Genomic DNA, 18,369 nt, shown 5'->3' on the forward strand with positions numbered 1-18,369 from the left:
CGGTGAATTCGCGCGAAGGCGGCGTGTCGGGCTGGTGCGAGCGGACGTGTCGGGGGCCGGTGGGGGTTGCCAGGGGCGTGTCGGCCGACGCTCGCGCCGCCGCGCCGCAGAAGCGCGGGTGCCGCACGGCGACCTGGTCGACGGTGGCTAGGCTGTGTGGGTTGAGCACTGTTGATAACGAAGCCGAAAGGGGTCCCGCGGTGCCCGCCATCTCCCGCGACGAGGTCGCACACCTCGCCCGGCTGTCCCGGCTCGCGCTGTCCGATGCGGAACTGGATCAGTTCGCCGGACAGCTCGATTCGATTTTGAGCCACGTGCGGACCATCTCCGAGGTCGCCGCCGCCGACGTCCCGGCCACGGCGTCGCCGAACCCGGCGACCAATGTGACCCGGCCCGACGAGGTGGTGCCGGGCCTGACCCCGCGCGAGGCGCTGTCCGGCGCGCCCGCGGTGGAAGAACAGCGGTTCATGGTGCCGCAGATCCTGGGAGAGGGCGAATGAACGCAGCATCGCATCGCGATTCGACGGGGGGTGGTGGGCGCGATCTGACCGGGCTGTCGGCGGCCGAGCTGGCCGACAAGATCCACGGCCGCGAGCTGTCGTCGGTGGAGGTCACCCAGGCGCACCTGGACCGGATCGCCGAGGTCGACGGCGAGTACCACGCCTTTCTGCACGTCGCGGGGGAACAGGCGCTGGAGGCCGCGGCCGCGGTGGACGCCGCGCTCGGCTCGGGCGCCGCGCCCGCCTCGCCGCTGGCGGGAGTTCCCTTGGCGCTCAAGGACGTGTTCACCACCACGGACATGCCGACCACCTGCGCGTCGAAGATCCTCGAGGGCTGGGTGTCGCCGTACGACGCGACGGTCACCGCGCGGTTGCGCGCGGCGGGCATCCCGATCCTCGGTAAGACCAATATGGACGAGTTCGCCATGGGCTCCTCCACCGAGAACTCCGCCTACGGCCCCACGCGCAACCCGTGGGACACCACCCGCATCCCGGGCGGCTCGGGCGGCGGTTCCGCGGCGGCGCTGGCCTCGAATCAGGCGCCGCTGGCCATCGGCACCGACACCGGCGGGTCGATCCGTCAGCCCGCGGCCGTCACCGCGACCGTCGGCACCAAGCCGACCTACGGCACGGTGTCGCGCTTCGGCCTGGTCGCCTGCGCATCATCGCTGGACCAGGGCGGGCCGTGTGGACGGACGGTGCTCGACACCGCGCTGCTGCACGAGGTGATCGCGGGGTACGACCCGCGCGACTCCACCTCGCGCGACGTACCGGTGCCGCCGGTGGTGGCCGCCGCGCGCGCCGGGGCGCAGGGTGACCTGCGCGGCGTCAAGATCGGCGTGGTGAAGGAGTTGCACTCCGACAGCTACCAGCCCGGCGTGCTCGCCTCCTTCGACGCCGCCGTGGCGGTGCTGAAGGACCTCGGCGCCGAGGTGATCGAAGTGTCTTGCCCGCACTTCGAATACGCGCTCTCGTCCTACTACTTGGTGATGCCGTCCGAGGTGTCTTCGAACCTCGCGCGGTTCGACGCCATGCGTTACGGCCTGCGCGTCGCCGACGACGGGCGGCACAGCGCCGAACAGGTCATGGCGGCCACGCGTGCGGCCGGGTTCGGCCCGGAGGTCAAGCGGCGCATCATGATCGGCACCTACGCGCTGTCGGCGGGCTACTACGACGCCTACTACGGCCAGGCGCTGAAGGTGCGCACGCTCATCGCCCGCGACTTCGACAAGGCCTATGAGCAGGTCGACGTGCTCGTCTCGCCGACAAGCCCGTTCACGCCGTGGAAGCTAGGCGAGAAGGTCGACGATCCGCTGGCCATGTACCTCTCGGACCTGTGCACCTTGCCGACCAACCTGGCGGGTCACCCGGCCATGTCGGTGCCCTCGGGTCTGAGCAAGGACGACGGCATGCCCGTCGGCCTCCAGATCATGGCCCCCGCTCTCGCCGACGACCGCCTCTACAAGGTGGGCGCGGCCTACGAAGCCGCTCGCGGCCCCATCGCCTGACATCCGGCGGAGCCGCTCGTTCGCGAAAACGGGCGGCTCCGCGAGATGGTCACGCGGGCCAGGTGAATTCCGGGTCGTCGGCGTAGTCGCGGCGGCGCTGGTCCAAGGCGAGCGCGACCATCTGGTGTGCGCCGGGCCCGATGATCTTGCGCAGCGGCGGGTTCGGCATGTTCACCAGTGCGATCAGACCCGCGGCGCCGACTTCCGGTGACGCCTCGATCCATTCGGTGTCGGTGCCGGACGTAGCGTCCGGCGCGGATTCGGTTGCGGGCTCGGCGGCTTCACTCGGCGACTGGGCGTCGGTCGAGTCGGCGGAAGCGTTCGCGGCGTCCCGGTCCGCAGCCGGATAGTCCGGCATGCCGAGGATGCCGCCGCGCAACTCGGCGTAGGCGGGGATGCCGGTGGCGAACCGCATGCTCGACTTGGCCCAGTCGGTATCGAAGCCGCCCAGTTGCGCGAGCGTGACCCGGATGCCGAAGGGGCGCAGCTCGTCGGCGAGCGAGGCGCTGAATCCTTCCAGGGCCCATTTGCTCGCGTTGTAGATGCTGAACAGCGGAAGGCTCCCCACGGCGCCGACCGTGGAGATCTGCACGATGTGCCCGGAGCCCTGGGCGCGCAGATGCGGCGTGGCCGCTTGCGAAACCCACAGCGCCCCATAGAAATTGGTGTCCATCTGGTCGCGGATCTGCGCTTCGGTCAGTTCTTCGACGGCGCCGACCAGGCCGTAGCCGGCGTTGTTCACGATCACGTCGATGGCTCCCACCGCGGCGAACGCCTTGTCCACGGTGGCGATCACGTTCTCGCGGTCGCGTACGTCCAAGGGAAGCACGGTGAGGCGGTCGTCGGTGAGGTCGGTCAGGGACTCCGGGTCGCGGGCGGTCGCGACGACACGGTCGCCCTGCGCGAGCGCGGCGGTCGTGAACGCCCGGCCGAGTCCGCGACCGGCACCGGTGATGAACCACGTTCTGGTCAAGAAGAGATCCTTTCGTCGCGAGACGCTTCGTCTCGTTCGAAACCATGCCAAGCGGCGACCGGCCTGTCAAGACGAGACGTTTCGTCTCGTTTGATGCTAAGGTGCGGCCATGGCCGATACTCCGACCGCCGCGCGCCGCAGCGAGCGTGCCCGTGCGGCGATACTCGCCGCGACAGCCGAGCTGATCCGCGAGGTGTCCTACGCGAAATTGAGCGTCGAGGCCATCGCGGCCCGTGCGGGTGTGGGCAAGCAGACGATCTACCGCTGGTGGCCGTCGAAGGGCGCGGTCGTCTTCGACGCCATGCTCGAATCCGATTCCGGTCCGGCGGGCCCCGCACTGCCCGACACCGGCGACGTCGCGGCCGACCTGCGTCTACTGCTGCGCGGTTCGGTGGGTGCGCTCACCGATCCCGGCTTCGAGTCCTTCCTGCGGGCGATGTACATCGAGATCCAGCAAGACGCGGAACTGGCCGCCGCGTATCGCGAGCGTCTGCTGCTGCCCCAGCGCGCCGCCGTCGCGGATCGGCTGGCCGCGGCTGTCGCCGCCGGGGAACTGCGCACCGGACTGGACCTGGAATTGGCGACCGATCTGCTTCTCGGGCCGATGCAGATGCGGTGGTCACTGGGGCTCGGCGGGCTCACGGAGGCGTACGCCGACGCCGCGCTCGATGCCGCGCTGGCCTATCTGCGGGCATGAGCCGACCGACGCCTACCGGTTCGGCTCACGAAGCTCGCAGCTTCTCGGCCTGTTCCTTGATGCCATCGGTCATGCCTTCGAAGCCGCGCCGCAAATTCTTGCCGAGCAGTGCGACGACCACGGGATGTAGCCATCCGCCGAGCTCGAAGTGTGACTCGTAGCGGGTGCGGTCGTCCGAGAGCGGCGTCACGGTGTGCGACCGCAGACTGTGCAGCGCGCCCAGGGGGACCGGTTTCATCGAGTAGCTGAGCTCCCGGCCCGGAGTGTGCGAGCGAATCCATTCCCGCTGCTTGCGAGGGCTCGATCCGGAGACTCGGACGAGCATGTCGATCGGCTCGCCGGGCACCAGCGAACTGCGGCACTCCGTGACGAAGGGATTCCACTCGCCGTAGCGCGGGAAGTCGGTGATCACCTGCCACACCAGCTCGGCGGGGGCGTCGATGTCGGCGGCGAGGTCGATGACGAAGGCCATGCAGGAATTAGAACATGTTCTATGACCAAGGGGTGTGGGCGCCGCGCCGAACGCCTCAGCAGGACCCCATGGCCGTGCCCTGATCGGTGCCGTAACGGTGGCCGTGGCCGGGCGGGGCGTGCAACGCGGCGAGCAGGTCGGCGGTGGTCTGCGCGAAGCTGATCACCGGAAGCCACCGCGGAACCGGAGCGTCGACGCGGGCGCCTGCCAGGTCGGGCGCGCGCCACAGCTGGGACAGCGACCAGTGGACCACCGGATCGGAACTGTTGGCCAGCACCGTCGCACCGCCGCGATGCACGTGGTCGGCCGGAGGTCCCGCCCAGAGGACCGCGCAGGTCCGGCTGTCCTGCTCGGCGTCGTCGGCGAAGACGGCGTTGCCGCCCAAGGCGCCCAGACTCTGCCCGTAGAGGTACAGCTTCGGCTTGTGTGCCAGCCCCGCGATGTGGCGCTCGACGGCGGTGAACAGACTGCGCGCGGCCGTCACCGCCGCGTCCCGGCCGAAGACGAACGTCGCCCAGCTCGGGAGATAGGAGTACTGCAACCCGACCAGCGCCACGTCACCGTCGAACCGCCGATCGAAACCCGCCACGGCGTTCCCGTCGATCCAGCCCGATCCGGTGGGCACCGTGACGACCAGGTGCGAGCGCGCGAAGCCGCCCGACCGTTCCAGCTCGCGGATCGCCAGGGCGACGCGGCTGTCCAGGTCGGGCGCCGAGGCCACCCCGACGTAGACCCGCACCGCCCGCCCCGGTGCGCCGCCGACGAACTTGCGTCCCTCGGAGCCGAGCGAGGCCCAGCTCACCGCAGACTCGGCGCTGCCCGACCCGTGGTGCGAGACCGGCTGCACCACCGCGGGATCCACCTCCGCGTTCGCGCTCGCGTACACCGACTCCCGCCATCCGACCATCGCGGGCACGCCCACGAGATACAGCAGAACCGCCACGACCGCGGCCAGCGAGACACCCCGCGCCCAGCCCAGCTTCCGCAACGCCCAGGTGATCGAGCGGGTAGCGCCGACGAACACTCCGATGATCAACGCCGTGGCGAGCGCGCACCGCAGCCAGTAGCCGGTGTCGATGTGCGGCGTGCCCATCGCGGCGCGCAGCCGGTTCTGCCAGTGTCCCGCGTTCGCCGCCGCACCCACCACCAGGACCGACGTCGCGATGAGCAACGGCAGCCGCAGCCACCCCTGCCGCTGGTTGACGTCGAAATTGCAGCGCCGCAGGATGACTCGCAGCACCCCGGCCATACCGAGGGTGAGCGCCGCGAGGAGCCCGGTCAGCACGGCTTGCGCGCTCGGCGTGCGAGGGAGCAGGCCGGGCGCAAGAGAGGCCAGCACACCGGTGCCGATGCCGAGCGTCGTGCCGATCCGCGGCGGCGCGACCCGGCGTATCGCCGCGGCGACCGGCAAGCGCCGAACCGAGAACTTCGTGACGAGCGAGGTCATGGTCGTACCGCCGCGTCGTGGTACGACAGGCCGGCCACCGGGCCGGAGTCACGGCGGCGGTTGCGTACGACGAGGGCCGCGATCAGCCCGGCGATTCCGGCGCCGAGCACGCCGAGCAGCACACCGCTCGGCGCGGGACCGGTGTCCGCCGTGTCCAGCAAGGGCTCCACCACGGGCGCGCCGTAGTCCTGCCGCCGCGAGTTCAAGTCGACGGCGGTGTTCGCGATCGAGGCCATCGCGTCGCAGCGCGCGCGGGAGAAGGAGTCCACGCGGGCGGCGCAGGCTTGGTGCATCTGCCGGTCCAGCGTCGCGTCGATGGCCTGCCGCGCCCACGGGCCCAGCGGTTCGCCGCGCTGGTCGGCGTAGCGCAGCAGGTCGTAGCCGAGGTCGTGGGCCTTGCACGCGGTGTCGAACTCGACGGGCAGCGTCACCGGGGACGAGCAGTCGCCGCGCGGATTGACCAGCACCCCGTCCACCGTGCTCGGCCGGTAGCCGAACGACGCGACGAAGTCCGCCGGGATCGCGGTGAGCGCGTCGGGCGCGCCCGCGGCCAGTTCGGCGATCGCGGCGCTCGCCTGCGCGCTCTCGACCGGCGCGGCCGCCGCGGCGGCCTGCTGGGCGGGGGCCAGGAACGCCGTCGCCGCCATGGTGGTCAGCGCGGCCGCGGTGAGCGCCGCATAGCGCCGCGTCGGCGCGGTGGCGGAAGTGGTTGCTGCGGGATGGTTTCTGGCTCCTGCGGCCGAGGCGTACCGGGTCTCGCGCCCGGCGCTGGTCGGTGTGCTCATGGCGACGACGTTAGGGAGTCGCTTCCGGCGGCCGCCTCACGCCCGGGGACGTTTCCCGTGCCGCGCCGCCGGGTGAGCCGCCGTGCCCGTCTCGCACCGGGGTATCGGGCGGGAAATCACCCGTGGGTATGAGCCGCGGTGAACCGCGACTTCCTAGGGTCGTAGGCATGAACCGAGAAATTCGCGCCTGGACGCGACGGCTGGACGCGCGGACCTGGTTCGACCTCGGCACGGTGCTGGTCGCTCTGATCTGGTACACGGTCGCCTGGCCGACCCTGCACCTGACCCACGCGGTGCCCGCCGCGGCGCAGCCGTTCATCGCGGCGCTGGCCGCTTTCCCGGTGCTGCTGGTGCGGGTCAACCCGGCGTTGGGCTGGGCCATCTCGGCGGGCTCCGCGCTGGTGATCGCGCTGGCGATCCCGCATCAACCGAACAACGAGCTGCCGTTCCAGGTCGTCCACCTGCTGTGCCTGCTGGTGTCACTGTTCGCGGTGGCGGTGCGCGCCCCGGGGCAGATCGTGGCGGTGGCCTGGGCGGCGACGGCGCTGCTGTTGGCGACCACCATGCCCGGCGAAGGGGAGGCGTTCGCCAACGCCGCGTGGGGGTGGCCGATCGCGCTGGCCGCGCTGGTGCTGTTCGGCCTGCTGATCCGCTGGCTGGTGCTGTCGCGGCGGCAGCTGGTGCGCCAGGAGGAGGAGAACGAACTCGAGCGGGCCCGCCGCGCGATCCTGGAGGAGAAGGCGCGCATCGCCCGCGACCTGCACGATGTCGTGGCCCACCACATGTCCCTGGTGGTGGTGCAGGCGCAGACCGCGCCGTATCGGGTGGACGGCGTCACCCCGGGCGCTCGCGCCGAGTTCGAGTCCATCGGCGCCACGGCGCGCGAAGCGCTGAACGAGATCCGCGGCATGCTCGGCGTGCTGCGCAGCGACGGCCAGCTGCCCGAGCACGCGCCCCAGCCGAAGGCCGCGGATGTGATCGCCCTGTTCGAGGGTGCGCGACGCGCGGGTGTCGGCATCGAGTGGACCGTCGACGGAGCCTTGGACACGATCCCGGAGACGACCGGCCTCGCGCTCTATCGCGTCGCCCAGGAATCGCTGTCCAACGCTTCCCGGCACGCCCCCGGCGCCCAGGTCGAGGTGCGCATCGCGTGTGGCGCGGAGCTGCTGCTCGACGTCGGCAACGGTCCGGGCGCGACGCCCGCCCGGCCGGTCGGCAACGGCGGCCACGGCATCGCGGGCATGCAGGCGCGAGCGTTGGCCGTCGGCGGCGAAGTGACGGCGGGGCCGCGGGCGGACGGCGGTTTCCGAGTCCACGCGCGCTTCCCGCTCATCGCGCCCGAAGCCGCTGCTGCCGTCGTCGGTGCCGGGCCCGCCGAGCCGGGTCGCTGAGCATCGGACCGCCGCGCAGTCGGAGGGGGCAATTAGGGTGAGCGGGTGGCAATTACGGTGTTGATCGCCGACGACCAGGCGATGGTCCGGCAGGGGTTCGGGGCGCTGCTCGCGGCGCAGCCGGATATCAGCGTGGTGGGCGACGCGGCGGACGGGAAAGCCGCGGTGGCCGAGGCGAAGCGGCTGCGCCCGGATGTCGTGCTGATGGATGTGCGCATGCCGGAGATGAACGGGCTGGACGCGGCCCGCGCCATCCTGGCGGCCGGGTTCGACCCGCCGGTGCGCGTGCTGATGCTCACCACCTTCGACATCGACGACTACGTCTACGAGGCGCTCAGCCTGGGCGCCAGCGGGTTCCTGCTCAAGGACGCGCCCGCCGAGGAACTGGTGCGCGCGGTGCGCGTGGTCGCCGACGGCCAAGCGCTGCTCGCGCCGACGGTCACCCGCAGACTCATCGCCGACGTCACCCGTCGCCGCAGCGCGGCCCGCGCCAAGCCGACGCCGCAGCTGAACGCGCTGACTCCCCGCGAGCGGGAAGTGCTCGAACTGATCGCGAAAGGCATGTCGAACGCCGAGATCGCCGAAACCCTGTACGTAGCCGAACAGACCGTGAAGACCCATGTCTCCAAGGTCTTCTCCAAGCTCAACCTGCGCGATCGGGCGCAAGCGGTGGTGCTGGCCTACGAGAGCGGCCTGGTCACCCCGGGCTGAGCCGGATTCACAGCGGCGGGCAGGAGCCGCCGCGCAGTTCGCCGAGATGACGGCCCAGCATCCGCGCCATCCGGCTGAGGATGGTGGTGGAGTCCTCGAAGCTGCCGGAATCGGCCGTCGCCGCCATGGCCACGGCGATCATGCCGGACCGCACCGGAACCAGGCCGAACTGGCGGACGGTGTAGACGCCGGTCACGTCGTCGGGTCCCCAGCCGCCCTTGAACGCCGTGCCCTCCAGCACGCCCAGACCCCAGGCCTGCTCGGGCGTGATCTCCGTCATCAGCTCGGTGACGTGGAACGACTCGGGCAGGCACGGCAACCGGGAGGCGAAGCGCGCCTGATTGGCCAGCGTCCATTCGGTCCCGCCGAAGGAGGTGTAGTCCAAGGTGGTGCGCGGACCCGCCACACCGGTCGTGGCATCGCCCGCCTCGTCGATCACGTCCTGGACCGCCTTGGCCGCCTCCAGCCCGTCACCGAGCGACTGCCACAGCGCCTCGGCGGCGTCGTTGTCCGACCACGTGATGGCCGCCTCCACCTCGTGCAGGATCTCTTCCTGGGAGTCGTGCCGCAGCGCCGCGATCGCCAGCGGCACCTTGATGGTGGACCAGGCGATGCCGCTGACCCAGTCGCCGAAGACGGTCATCCGGCCGCCGCCCACGGGCATTATCGCCATGCCGACCTGGCCGGCCAGCTGCGGCTGCAACTGGGTGAAGTCGGCGGCCAGCGAGTCCGGCATGGACACCGCGAGGTTGGGCCGCCAGGCTCCCGCGGTGTCGACGACCACGGCCGGGGTGTCGGCGGCGGGCTTGTCGCCGGGAAACAGCGTGCACGAGGTCAGCGTGAGCAGCACCACCATCGCACCGGCGCGTAGCGCCGACCGATACGGCGCAGCGGATCCCGTCGACCTCACCACCGAGTCCTCCCCACCACCGGTGACGCGGTCACTACTTCTCGGCGGTGCAAAATAGCTCATCGGGCTCGTCCGGTCGGTGACCGGACGAGAGACATCGCCGCGGCGCGCGGCGGCGTCGACGGAACGATGTCTCGAACATAGTTTTGCCGATCTTCCCGGAGAATTCGAAACCCCGTGGCCACGGCGTCACCCGGTAGGCTCCAGGATCGGTATGGCGCCCGGATGTCACGTCCGGCCGCCGCGGTCACCTGAAGGGGGCGTGTTGCTCGACAGCGGTGCGGTGTTCGCTGGGTTCACCATAGAGAAGCTGCTCGGCCAGGGCGGCATGGGATCGGTGTATCTCGCCCGCCACCCCAGATTGCCCCGGCAGACGGCGCTCAAATTGCTCAACCGGGATTTGTTCACCGACGCGGAGGTCCGGGCCCGATTCGAGCGGGAGGCCGATTTGGCGGCGCAGCTGGACCATCCCAACATCGTCGCGGTGTACGACCGCGGCACCGAGGACGAGCAGCTGTGGATCTCCATGCAGTACGTCGACGGCGTCGACGCGGCGACGGTGAACCCGCAGACCCTGCCGCCGGAACGGGCGGTGCAAATCGTCGAGGGCGTCGCGTCCGCATTGGATTACGCGCACGGCATGGGCGTGCTGCACCGGGACGTCAAGCCCGCGAACATCATGCTGGCGCGTGCGGGGGGCGGCCACGGCGAACGGGTGTTCCTCACCGATTTCGGCATCGCGCGGCTGCGCGAGGACTCCACTCACCTCACCCAGACCGGCATGTTCACCGCGACGCTCGCCTACGCCTCGCCCGAACAGATGACCGGCGCGCACCTGGACCACCGCTCCGATCAGTACTCGCTGGCCTGCGCGCTGTACTGGCTGCTGACCGGCGTCGCCCCGTTCGACGCCCCCGCCCCCGCCGACATCATCCGCGGCCATCTCCAGTTGCCGCCGCCCTCCGTCGCCGCCCGGCGCGCGGGCCTGTCGCCCGCAATGGACGCGGTGATCGCGAAGGCCATGGCCAAGCGGCCCGAAGACCGATTCGCCTCCTGCGTCGAATTCGCCACTGCCGCACGGCGAGCGCTCACCGAGCCCGCTCCGACGGTGGTGGCCGCGCAATACCAGCCGCAGCCCGCGCCGACCGTCCTCGCGCAACCGGCGTATCCGGGGCCGGAGGCGAGTCCGCCGACCTACGTGCCCACGGCGTCCACTCCCGGCTACTCCGCGCCGCAGTACAGCCCGAATCCGACCGGTGCGCAGCAGTTTCCGGCGTCCAACGGTTATGCGGCGGTGACGCCCCAGCCGAGCTACCCCGCGGCGCCGCCGCTCTCCGCTCCCACTCCGCCGCCGATCGGGTATCCCTCCCACCAGCCGCCCGGCTATCCGGCGCACGCCCGCTCCAACACCGGCGTCATCGTGACGATCGTGCTGGTGGTCGTGGCACTGCTGGTCGGAGCAGGCATCATCGTCGCGAAGATCGGTTTCTCGGATTCCGCGTCGCCCTCGGACACCAGCCCTGAGACGCCCGCGGGGCCGTCGGATGCGGACAAGCTCGCCAAAGCCTTCCCCGAGCTGCTACCGCAAGACGTCGACACGAAATACGACATCGGCTCCGGCCCGGGGTATCGCGGTAAGACCTGCTTCCTCGGCACCGCCAAGCCGGGCGGCAAGGTGTCCAGCTCCAACGGCGTCCCCGACTTCCCGAACTGGTCGAAGGCCTGGAATTGCTGGGGCACGCCGATCGCCGAGCCCGACTACGTCCTCATCGGCTTCACCTCGCCGCAGGACGCCCAGGCCGCGGTGCGGGACCTCCCCTCGAACACGCCGGCCACCGAACGCAACAGTGGCAAGACGTATTCGACCTACCGCTGGCAGGAGAAGGGCGGCGGGTTGCCCGACGGCTACCTCGTGGTGGACTTCGCCGACGACCCGGCCCGGTCGAGCTACCTGCTGTTCGCCACGGTGACGCTCACCGACAGCAATCCGAGCTCCGGATTCGGCATCACCTCGGCGAAATTCAAGACCTGGTTCGCCGAGCTGCCGCTGTGAAGGCTCAGTCGACCGCCAGCGCCTCCACGATCGGCAGCCGGGCCGCGCGCAACGCCGGCGGGATCGACCCGAGCAGCGCCAGCGCCAGCGCGACGGTTGCGTAGACCAGCAGCATCGGGCTCGGCCGGTAGTCGACGTCGATGGTCAGGGCGTGCCCGATGGCGACGGTGCCCAGGAACTGCACCGCCGCGCCGAGCGTCAGGCCCAGCAACGCGCCGACGACCCCGATCCCGGCGGCTTCGGCCAGCACCGACCGCATCAAGAATTTGCGCCCGGTGCCCATGGCGCGCAGCACGCCGAGTTCCCTGCGGCGCTCCAGCACCGACAGCATCAACGTGTTGAGCAACGCCACCGTGGCGACCAGCACCACGATCCACAGAATGGCGTTGCTCATCGCCATGCCCTGCTGAATGCTCGACGACGCGGCCGTCACCGTGTCCGCGCCGGTGTCCACGTTCAGCTCCGGCGGCACCACCTGCCGGATGGCCGCGAACACCGCCGCGTGATCGGCGCCCGGGGCGATGTCGACGGCGATGACCGTCTCGCCGGGCCGCTCGTACCAGCTGCGCATCAGATCCAGGTCCATCATCACCACGCCGGCGATGGCGGAGAAGTACGGAATCACCTGCAGCACCCGCACCGTGCGGGGGCCGGTCGGCGTGGGCAGGGTCAGGTCCGCGCCCGCGCCGACGCCCAATGAGCGCGCCACGTCACGGGAGATCGCCACGCCCTCCCCGGCCGACAACCGGGCGACCGACTCGTCGGTGAGCATGCGCATCCGCGTCTGTCTGGCATCCGGCGGAAACCCTTGCAGCATCACGCGACTGCCGCCGAGCGTGGCGAAGGCCATCTGCGCCGGGCTCAGATGCGTGACGCCCGGGACCGCCGCGAGCTTGCCGGCCAGATCCGCGGGCAGCAGCGGCCCGGTGGGGAACTGCGCCATCGACGCGGGGCTGACGTAGACGTCGTTGCGGGCCAAGTCGGTGAACGTGACCGTGGCCGAGTCGATCATGTTGCTCGACGCGCCGCTCATGCCCACGGTGGCCCCGACGCCGATCATCACCGTCATCGCCGTCGCCCACACTCGCCGCGGCGAACGTTCCAGGGTGGTCGCGCCCAGCGCGCCGGGAGCGCGGAACCAGCGCGCGACCCCTGCCGCGACCCGCACGATCGGGCCGGTGGCGGCGAAACAGAGCAGGATCGCGGCGATGAACGACATCGAAATGGCGGTGAGCGAGTAGCGGCCGAGATCGCTGCTCGCGATGTACACCGCGGTCACGGCCAGCCCGGCGCCCGCCGCCACGGCCGACCAGCGCAGCGCGCGGCTCGCAGTGTCGGTCCGGGCGACCCCGACCGGAGCGAGTGCCTCGATGGGCTGGACCTTGTACACCTGGCGCGCGGCGAGCGCCGCCGCGAGCACGCTGGTGAACACGCACGCCACGACCGCGAACGGAATCACGTACCAGGGCACCGCGTATTCGGTGCGCGCCTCCACCGACTGCACGATCGCGGTGGGCAGCGTGCCGATCGCGACACTACCCATGAACACGCCCAGCGCCGCGCCGACCGCGCCGCCGAGCACGCCGAGCAACGCCGCTTCGGCCAGCAGGTCGCGCACCATCGGGCCGCGTTTGCCGCCGATCGCGCGCAACAGCGAGAGCATCGGCCTGCGCTGGGCGATCGCCATGCTCATCGCGTTGTAGATGAGGAACGCCGACACGATCAGCGCCGCCGCCGACGCCATGGTGGTGGAGTAGCGGACCATCTGGATCGCCCCGCCCGCCTGCGCGGTGCGCAGACTCGGCTCGGCCACCACCGCGCGCCCGTCCACCGCTTCGGTCAGCGCGGCACGCACCTGCGCGAGATCGGCGCCCTCCGCGGGAACGATCTGCACCGAGTCCAGTCGTCCCGCGCGATCGGTGACCTTCTGCGCGAGCCCGAGCGGAGCGGCGATGAGGTGGCCGCCGTTGAGCTTGCGGGATGTCTCCTCGTCGAGCACGCCGGCGACCGTCACCGTCGTGCCGACCAACTGGAACTGTTCCCCCTCGGCGCGGCCGAGCCCCGTGCCGACCAGTACCCCGTTGGGCACCGAGAGCAACTTCCCGGTGAAAGCGCTCATCGGCGTGGTCAATTCGCTGCCCAGCGCGCCGATGTTCGAATCGGCTCCGATCAGCAGCGCGCGGTCGGCGCCGGTGCCCACCTGCACGCGCAGCATCGGGACGGCCACTGCGACCCCGGGTGTGGCCGCGATCCGCCGCAGCAATTGCTGGTCGAAACCGGCATCGGTGATCCCGCTGACCTCCAGCTGCGCCTTGCCGCCGAGGCCGCGGGTCAGCTTGTCCACCGAGCCGGTGACCGAGCCGGAGATGCTCAGCACCGCGACCAGCAGCGACGCCGAGACGCCCATCACGACCAGCGACATCGCGGTGCGCCCGCGATGGGCGAGCAACTCGCCGATATTGAACAGCCGCAGGCGATCCCACGCGGCGCCGATCCGCCCCACGCTCCGCTGCCGCCTCCAGGCCTGACCGCTCACGCTGTGCCCTCTCTCGCGTGAGCGGGGCCTTGCGTGGTCACGCTCCGCTGCCGCCTCCAGGCCTGACCGCTCACGCTGTGTTCTTCTCTCGCGTGAGCGGGGCCTTGCCTGGTCACGCTCCGCTGCCGCCTCCAGGCCTGACCGCTCACGCGTTGACCGTCCGCTCGACTTTGTCGTTGGATCCGATCCGCCCGTCGCGCAGCGTGATCACGCGGTCGCAGTAGGTCACCGCGCCCATGTCGTGGGTCACCATCACCACCGAACTGCCCGATCCGGCGATCTCACCGAGTAGCTCGAGGATCGCCGCGCCGGTCTTGGAGTCGAGGTTGCCGGTGGGCTCGTCGGCCAGGATCAGCGGCGGGTTCATGATCAGCGCCCGCGCCACCGCCACCCGCTGCATCTGCCCGCCGGACAATTCGGCCGGACGGTGTTCGGCCCGCTCGGCCAGGCCCACCCGGTCGAGCAACTCCAGGGCGCGCGGTCTGGCCTTGCGCAAACCGGTGCCGTCCAGCAATTTCGGTATCGCCACGTTCTCCCATGCCGACAGCGTGGGCAGCAGGTTGAAGAACTGGAACACGAAACCGACCTGGTGCCGCCGGAACTCCGACTGCTGTTCCTCGTCCAGCGCGCCGATCTCCTCGCCCCGGAACCGGATCGAGCCCGCGTCGGGACTGTCGAGCGCGCCGAGCAGATGCAGCAGGGTGCTCTTGCCGGACCCGGACGGCCCGATGATCGAGGTGAATTCCCCCGTCTCGATGCGTAATCCGACGTCATCGAGCGCGCGGACCGCCTGTCCGCCGACCCGATACTCCTTCGTCACGCCCGATAGTTCGAGCATCGCCGGTTCCGGCATGGTCGTCCCCCGCTCCGTACGGTCGATCAATCTCTTCGTTCCTCGTCGCGCGTTACCGCGCCATGGCCTCCGACGCGAGTTTGCGGCGACGATACTGTGCGTCGAGCACCGCGCGCAGCACCGGCTGCTCGGCCGCCAGCTCGAGATAGGCCTCCATCGCGGTCAGCCCCTGGTCGAGTTTCGCCGCGAAATGCAGGTCCCACCGGTAGCGCAGCGTGAGCAGGAGTCCGTCCGCGCCGCCGAACAGCCGATCCAGCTCGGGAAACCCGTCGAACAGGTCGGGATCGGCCGGGTCGAGCGCCGCGCGGGTGAGCACGGCGTGCACGATGTCGGTTCGAGCGTGCTGATCGGTCCAGGACATGGCCCTCGCCTTCCTCTGTGAACTACCGCCAACGCTACGGACGCGACCGTCTTGTTGTCGTCGTGCCAGGGACCCGAATGCGTCTCCGCCCACGGTAGGAGCGGCGGCCCGCTCGCGGGACGATGTACCGGCCCGGATACGGCGGCTAGCCTTACAGAATGGGTTCGACCGGCGTGTCCGAAGCACCTCCCGGTACGCCGCGCGACGGCCGCGTGCGGGCCTCGATGCGGCGCGTCCGTGAACGGTGCGCCGAGTTCGCGCGCGATCCGGTCGCGGCCTTCCGGCGCAGCGTCGAGGAGCTGCCCTACGACTATCCGCCGTCGGTCATCATCAGCGTCGATGTCGCGGTCTTCGCCGTGGCGGTCGCGGCCGCGGTGCAGCGGCACAGCTACTTCCCGACCCTGCTTCCGGTGATCGCGGTCCTGCTGACCTGCGCCTTCGGGCCGCTGCACGCCCTGCTCGGCGTACTGCCGCGCCCGCTGCTGCTCGGCGTGCTCGCCATGGCGGCCGAGGCGCTGTTCCTCGCCCAGCCGGTCGCCGCCGATTTCGCGCCGTTCGTGCTGGTGGCCGCCGCGGGGGAGATCGCGGCGATCGCGCCGAAACGGGTGAGCATCCCGGTGACGGTCGCGATGATGCTGCAGCTGGTCGCCTTCGACGCGATCGGCCATGTGCCCGAGGGGCTGCCCACCTACCTGGTCGGCATCGCGTTCGGCTGGATGGCCGGGCTGATGCTGCAATATCAGCGCCGCTTCCTCTACCAAGAACGCGGATACCAGGACATTCGCGCGGCGCAGGCCGCCGACGAGGAGCGCCACCGGATCGCCAGGGAAGTGCACGACGTGATCGCGCATTCGCTGAGTGTCACGCTGTTGCATCTCACCGCTGCCCGGCATGCGCTGGAGACCGACCGCGACGTGGACGAGGCCGTGGAAGCGCTGACCGACGCCGAGCGGCTGGGCAGGCAGGCGATGGCCGATATCCGCCGCACAGTCGGCCTACTGGACGCGCGACCTTGGAAGCAGGTCCCGGAACCGGGCGTGGAGGACATCGAGGACTTGGTCGGCGATTTCGTGCGAGCCGGTCTGGATGTGCGCTACGACCGCGAGGGCGATCTCGGCGCGGTGTCACCTGCGGTCGGGCTCGCGCTCTACCGGATCGGCCAGGAGTCGCTGGCGAACGTCGTCAAGCACGCGCACGGCGCGTCGGCCAGGGTCCGGCTCGCAGTGGACGCGACGGTGGTCACGCTGACGGTGGACAACACCGTGCCTTCCGGGCTGCCGACCCAGCGTGGCGTGGGCATGGGGTTGTCCGGCATGCGCCAGCGCGCCGAATTGCTCGGCGGACGGATGACCGCGGGTCCGTCCGGCCACGGCTGGTCGGTGCGGGCGGGCATTCCGCTCGCACCGGGGCGGGGCGGATTCTCGTGCTCGGTACTGCCGGGCGCCACCACCGGACGGGGGGTTCCTGAGTGAGCGTGACCTCGGCCGCGAGCGGTGAAGACGCCGTGTCCGTGTTGGTGGTGGACGACCAGGAACTCGTGCGCGGCGGTCTGCGGCGCATCCTGCGCCGCCGAGACGGATTCGTGGTCACCGAGTGCGCCGACGGCGACGAAGTCCCCGCCGCCGTCGCGCAGGTGCGCCCCGACGTGGTGCTGATGGACCTGCGGATGAAACGGGTCGGCGGCATCGATGCGACCAGGACGCTGCGGGTGCGCGACGGCGCTCCACCGGTCCTCGTGCTCACCACCTTCGACGACGACCAGTTGCTGTCCGGGGCGCTGCGCGCGGGCGCGGCCGGATTCATCCTCAAGGACTCGCCCGCCGAGGATCTCATCCGCGCGGTACGGACCGTCGCGGGCGGCGGAGCCTGGCTCGACCCGGCGGTGACCGGCCGCGTGTTGTCGGCCTATCGCACGGTGCGTCCGGTGCGCACCCCCACCGACGCACGCCTGTCCGAATTGACCGCGCGCGAGTACGAGGTGCTCGTACTGATCGGTCGCGGCCGGGTGAACGCGGAGATCGCTCGCGAACTCGGCATCTCGGAGGTGACCGTGAAAAGTCATGTGGGACATATCTTCGGAAAGCTCGAGCTGCGGGATCGGGCCGCGGCCATCGTGTTCGCGTTTGACCACGGGGTGGTGACACCCGGAGAATCCACTCTGTGACGGGCAGGCTCCGGTCGCGGACCGCGTGATCTCGGTGTGCGATCCCTGCCTGGGATGCGGAGGGATGACGGGTGCAGGAACCTGGGCCGAGAACCGGCACGCGGTTCGGGCCGTACGAACTGCGATCGTTGCTGGGCAAGGGTGGAATGGGGGAGGTCTACGAGGCTTACGACACGGTCAAGGACCGGGTGGTCGCGGTCAAGCTGCTCTCCGAAGAACTCGCCAAAGACCCGATGTACCAGCTGCGTTTCCGGCGCGAATCGCAGGCCGCGGCGCGGCTGGCCGAACCGCACGTCATCCCGATCCACGACTGGGGCGTGATCGACGGGGTGCTGTTCATCGACATGCGACTGGTGCGGGGCGCCGACCTGCGCACGTTGTTGCGCGGTCAGGGACCGCTGAGTCCCGCCCGCGCCGTCGGCATCATCGAGCAGATCGCCTCGGCGTTGGACGCCGCGCACGCGAGCAATCTGGTGCACCGCGACGTGAAGCCGGCGAACATCCTCGTCACCGACGCGGATTTCGCGTATCTCGTCGATTTCGGCATCGCGCACACCGAGGGCGACAGCGCGGTGACCTTGGTCGGCATGGCCGTCGGTTCCTATATCTACATGGCTCCGGAGCGGTTCGACGTCGGGCCGGTGACCGGCCGTGCCGATGTCTATTCGCTGGCCTGCGTGCTGCACGAATGCCTGACCGGAGCCACGCCGTTTCCCTCGGCCAGCATGAACGTGCTGATCAAATCGCACATGTCCGATCCGCCGCCGCGGCCGAGCACGCAGGCCGCCGGCATCCCGGCCGCGTTGGACGAGGTGGTGAACCGCGGTATGGCCAAGGATCCGGCCGACCGCTTCCCGACCGCGACCGCGCTGGCCAGGGCCGCTCGTGCCGCCCTCGCCGCGGCGCCGGCCACCGGGCCGACGCTCGTGGTGCGCGCGCCCGACCGGTCCCCGCGTTCCGGTGAGCCCGCTGGTGCGGCGGTCGCGCCGGAGTCGACGGGGGAGTTGC

Annotated in this window: 16 protein-coding genes and 1 pseudogene; 9 read left to right on the top strand and 8 right to left on the bottom strand. The window is 70.6% G+C overall.

Annotated elements, in window-relative coordinates:
- The first annotated feature begins 200 nt into the window (after positions 1-200).
- Both gatC and gatA read left to right on the top strand, forming a co-directional pair.
- On the top strand, positions 201-500 hold the full coding sequence (gatC, locus tag GVY64_RS03115) for an Asp-tRNA(Asn)/Glu-tRNA(Gln) amidotransferase subunit GatC (protein ID WP_063019684.1): 300 nt from the start codon (positions 201-203) through the stop codon (positions 498-500).
- The gene (gene gatA / locus GVY64_RS03120; RefSeq protein WP_159838527.1) at positions 497-2,008 is read left to right on the top strand and encodes an Asp-tRNA(Asn)/Glu-tRNA(Gln) amidotransferase subunit GatA; all 1,512 of its coding nucleotides are present in this window, start codon (positions 497-499) and stop codon (positions 2,006-2,008) included. The genes gatC and gatA overlap by 4 nt, the downstream gene beginning before the upstream one ends.
- Before the next feature lie 49 nt (positions 2,009-2,057).
- On the opposite strand, the gene GVY64_RS03125 is transcribed toward gatA, so the two are convergent.
- The gene (locus tag GVY64_RS03125) at positions 2,058-2,981 is read right to left on the bottom strand and encodes an SDR family NAD(P)-dependent oxidoreductase (RefSeq protein ID WP_159838529.1); all 924 of its coding nucleotides are present in this window, start codon (positions 2,979-2,981) and stop codon (positions 2,058-2,060) included.
- Positions 2,982-3,090: 109 nt separating this feature from the next.
- On the opposite strand from GVY64_RS03125, the gene GVY64_RS03130 reads away from it, so the two are divergent.
- Positions 3,091-3,678, top strand: coding sequence for a TetR/AcrR family transcriptional regulator (locus GVY64_RS03130; RefSeq protein ID WP_159838531.1), 588 nt, complete (start codon positions 3,091-3,093; stop codon positions 3,676-3,678).
- Positions 3,679-3,703: 25 nt separating this feature from the next.
- Here the strand turns inward: GVY64_RS03130 and GVY64_RS03135 are convergent, their stop codons facing one another.
- Genes GVY64_RS03135 through GVY64_RS03145 form a run of 3 tightly spaced genes read right to left on the bottom strand, consistent with a single transcriptional unit; the run spans position 3,704 to position 6,382 of the window.
- Positions 3,704-4,150, bottom strand: a complete 447-nt coding sequence (locus tag GVY64_RS03135) for an SRPBCC domain-containing protein (protein ID WP_159838533.1) — start codon at positions 4,148-4,150, stop codon at positions 3,704-3,706.
- Positions 4,151-4,205: 55 nt separating this feature from the next.
- A complete protein-coding gene (locus GVY64_RS03140) occupies positions 4,206-5,597 on the bottom strand; it encodes an alpha/beta-hydrolase family protein (protein WP_159838535.1) in 1,392 nt (463 codons plus the stop codon).
- Positions 5,594-6,382, bottom strand: a complete 789-nt coding sequence (locus GVY64_RS03145) for a hypothetical protein (protein WP_201297878.1) — start codon at positions 6,380-6,382, stop codon at positions 5,594-5,596. The genes GVY64_RS03140 and GVY64_RS03145 overlap by 4 nt, the downstream gene beginning before the upstream one ends.
- 167 nt (positions 6,383-6,549) lie before the next feature.
- Here GVY64_RS03145 and GVY64_RS03150 point away from each other — a divergent pair, with 167 nt between their 5' ends.
- Complete coding sequence (locus GVY64_RS03150; RefSeq protein WP_159838537.1) at positions 6,550-7,773, top strand: sensor histidine kinase; 1,224 nt, start codon at positions 6,550-6,552, stop codon at positions 7,771-7,773.
- Positions 7,774-7,818: 45 nt separating this feature from the next.
- Positions 7,819-8,484 carry a response regulator gene (locus GVY64_RS03155; RefSeq protein ID WP_159838539.1) on the top strand — a complete coding sequence of 222 codons (666 nt, stop codon included), beginning with the start codon at positions 7,819-7,821 and terminating at the stop codon, positions 8,482-8,484.
- Between the two features lie 7 nt (positions 8,485-8,491).
- Here GVY64_RS03155 and GVY64_RS03160 read toward each other — a convergent pair whose 3' ends face one another.
- Positions 8,492-9,397, bottom strand: a complete 906-nt coding sequence (locus GVY64_RS03160) for a hypothetical protein (protein WP_159838541.1) — start codon at positions 9,395-9,397, stop codon at positions 8,492-8,494.
- A gap of 259 nt (positions 9,398-9,656) precedes the next feature.
- On the opposite strand from GVY64_RS03160, the gene GVY64_RS37130 reads away from it, so the two are divergent.
- Positions 9,657-11,447 (top strand): serine/threonine-protein kinase, encoded by a 1,791-nt coding sequence (locus GVY64_RS37130; protein WP_236566575.1) that lies wholly within the window; start codon positions 9,657-9,659, stop codon positions 11,445-11,447.
- Positions 11,448-11,451: 4 nt separating this feature from the next.
- Here GVY64_RS37130 and GVY64_RS03175 read toward each other — a convergent pair whose 3' ends face one another.
- The 3 genes from GVY64_RS03175 to GVY64_RS03185 form a co-directional block, all read right to left on the bottom strand.
- Entirely contained in the window at positions 11,452-13,950 is a 2,499-nt protein-coding gene (locus tag GVY64_RS03175; RefSeq protein ID WP_236566576.1) for an FtsX-like permease family protein, read from the bottom strand.
- A 178-nt stretch (positions 13,951-14,128) separates the two neighbouring features.
- A complete protein-coding gene (locus tag GVY64_RS03180) occupies positions 14,129-14,836 on the bottom strand; it encodes an ABC transporter ATP-binding protein (RefSeq protein ID WP_159838860.1) in 708 nt (235 codons plus the stop codon).
- 52 nt (positions 14,837-14,888) lie between these two features.
- Positions 14,889-15,197: a hypothetical protein gene (locus GVY64_RS03185; protein ID WP_159838545.1), complete on the bottom strand. Its 309-nt coding sequence runs from the start codon at positions 15,195-15,197 to the stop codon at positions 14,889-14,891.
- A gap of 158 nt (positions 15,198-15,355) precedes the next feature.
- Between GVY64_RS03185 and GVY64_RS03190 the strand changes: the two genes are divergently transcribed.
- From GVY64_RS03190 to GVY64_RS39035, 3 genes and pseudogenes are all read left to right on the top strand, one after another.
- Positions 15,356-16,669: a sensor histidine kinase gene (locus GVY64_RS03190; protein WP_159838547.1), complete on the top strand. Its 1,314-nt coding sequence runs from the start codon at positions 15,356-15,358 to the stop codon at positions 16,667-16,669.
- Positions 16,670-16,707: 38 nt separating this feature from the next.
- Positions 16,708-17,361, top strand: coding sequence for a response regulator transcription factor (locus GVY64_RS03195; RefSeq protein WP_159838862.1), 654 nt, complete (start codon positions 16,708-16,710; stop codon positions 17,359-17,361).
- A gap of 71 nt (positions 17,362-17,432) precedes the next feature.
- Positions 17,433-18,290, top strand: a pseudogene (locus GVY64_RS39035) (serine/threonine-protein kinase); the annotation flags it as partial.
- Positions 18,291-18,369 lie beyond the last annotated feature (79 nt).

The sequence above is a fragment of the Nocardia sp. CY41 genome, assembly GCF_009829325.1.
GTDB lineage: Bacteria > Actinomycetota > Actinomycetes > Mycobacteriales > Mycobacteriaceae > Nocardia.

What these genes read in the sequence shown, in the direction of transcription:
- gatA (WP_159838527.1), top strand. Translation starts at nt 497, where the DNA reads ATGAACGCAGCATCGCATCGCGATTCGACGGGGGGTGGTGGGCGCGAT.
- GVY64_RS03130 (WP_159838531.1), top strand. Translation starts at nt 3,091, where the DNA reads ATGGCCGATACTCCGACCGCCGCGCGCCGCAGCGAGCGTGCCCGTGCG.
- GVY64_RS03135 (WP_159838533.1), bottom strand. Translation starts at nt 4,150, where the DNA reads ATGGCCTTCGTCATCGACCTCGCCGCCGACATCGACGCCCCCGCCGAG.
- GVY64_RS03140 (WP_159838535.1), bottom strand. Translation starts at nt 5,597, where the DNA reads ATGACCTCGCTCGTCACGAAGTTCTCGGTTCGGCGCTTGCCGGTCGCC.
- GVY64_RS03145 (WP_201297878.1), bottom strand. Translation starts at nt 6,382, where the DNA reads ATGAGCACACCGACCAGCGCCGGGCGCGAGACCCGGTACGCCTCGGCC.
- GVY64_RS03150 (WP_159838537.1), top strand. Translation starts at nt 6,550, where the DNA reads ATGAACCGAGAAATTCGCGCCTGGACGCGACGGCTGGACGCGCGGACC.
- GVY64_RS03180 (WP_159838860.1), bottom strand. Translation starts at nt 14,836, where the DNA reads ATGCCGGAACCGGCGATGCTCGAACTATCGGGCGTGACGAAGGAGTAT.
- GVY64_RS03185 (WP_159838545.1), bottom strand. Translation starts at nt 15,197, where the DNA reads ATGTCCTGGACCGATCAGCACGCTCGAACCGACATCGTGCACGCCGTG.
- GVY64_RS03190 (WP_159838547.1), top strand. Translation starts at nt 15,356, where the DNA reads ATGGGTTCGACCGGCGTGTCCGAAGCACCTCCCGGTACGCCGCGCGAC.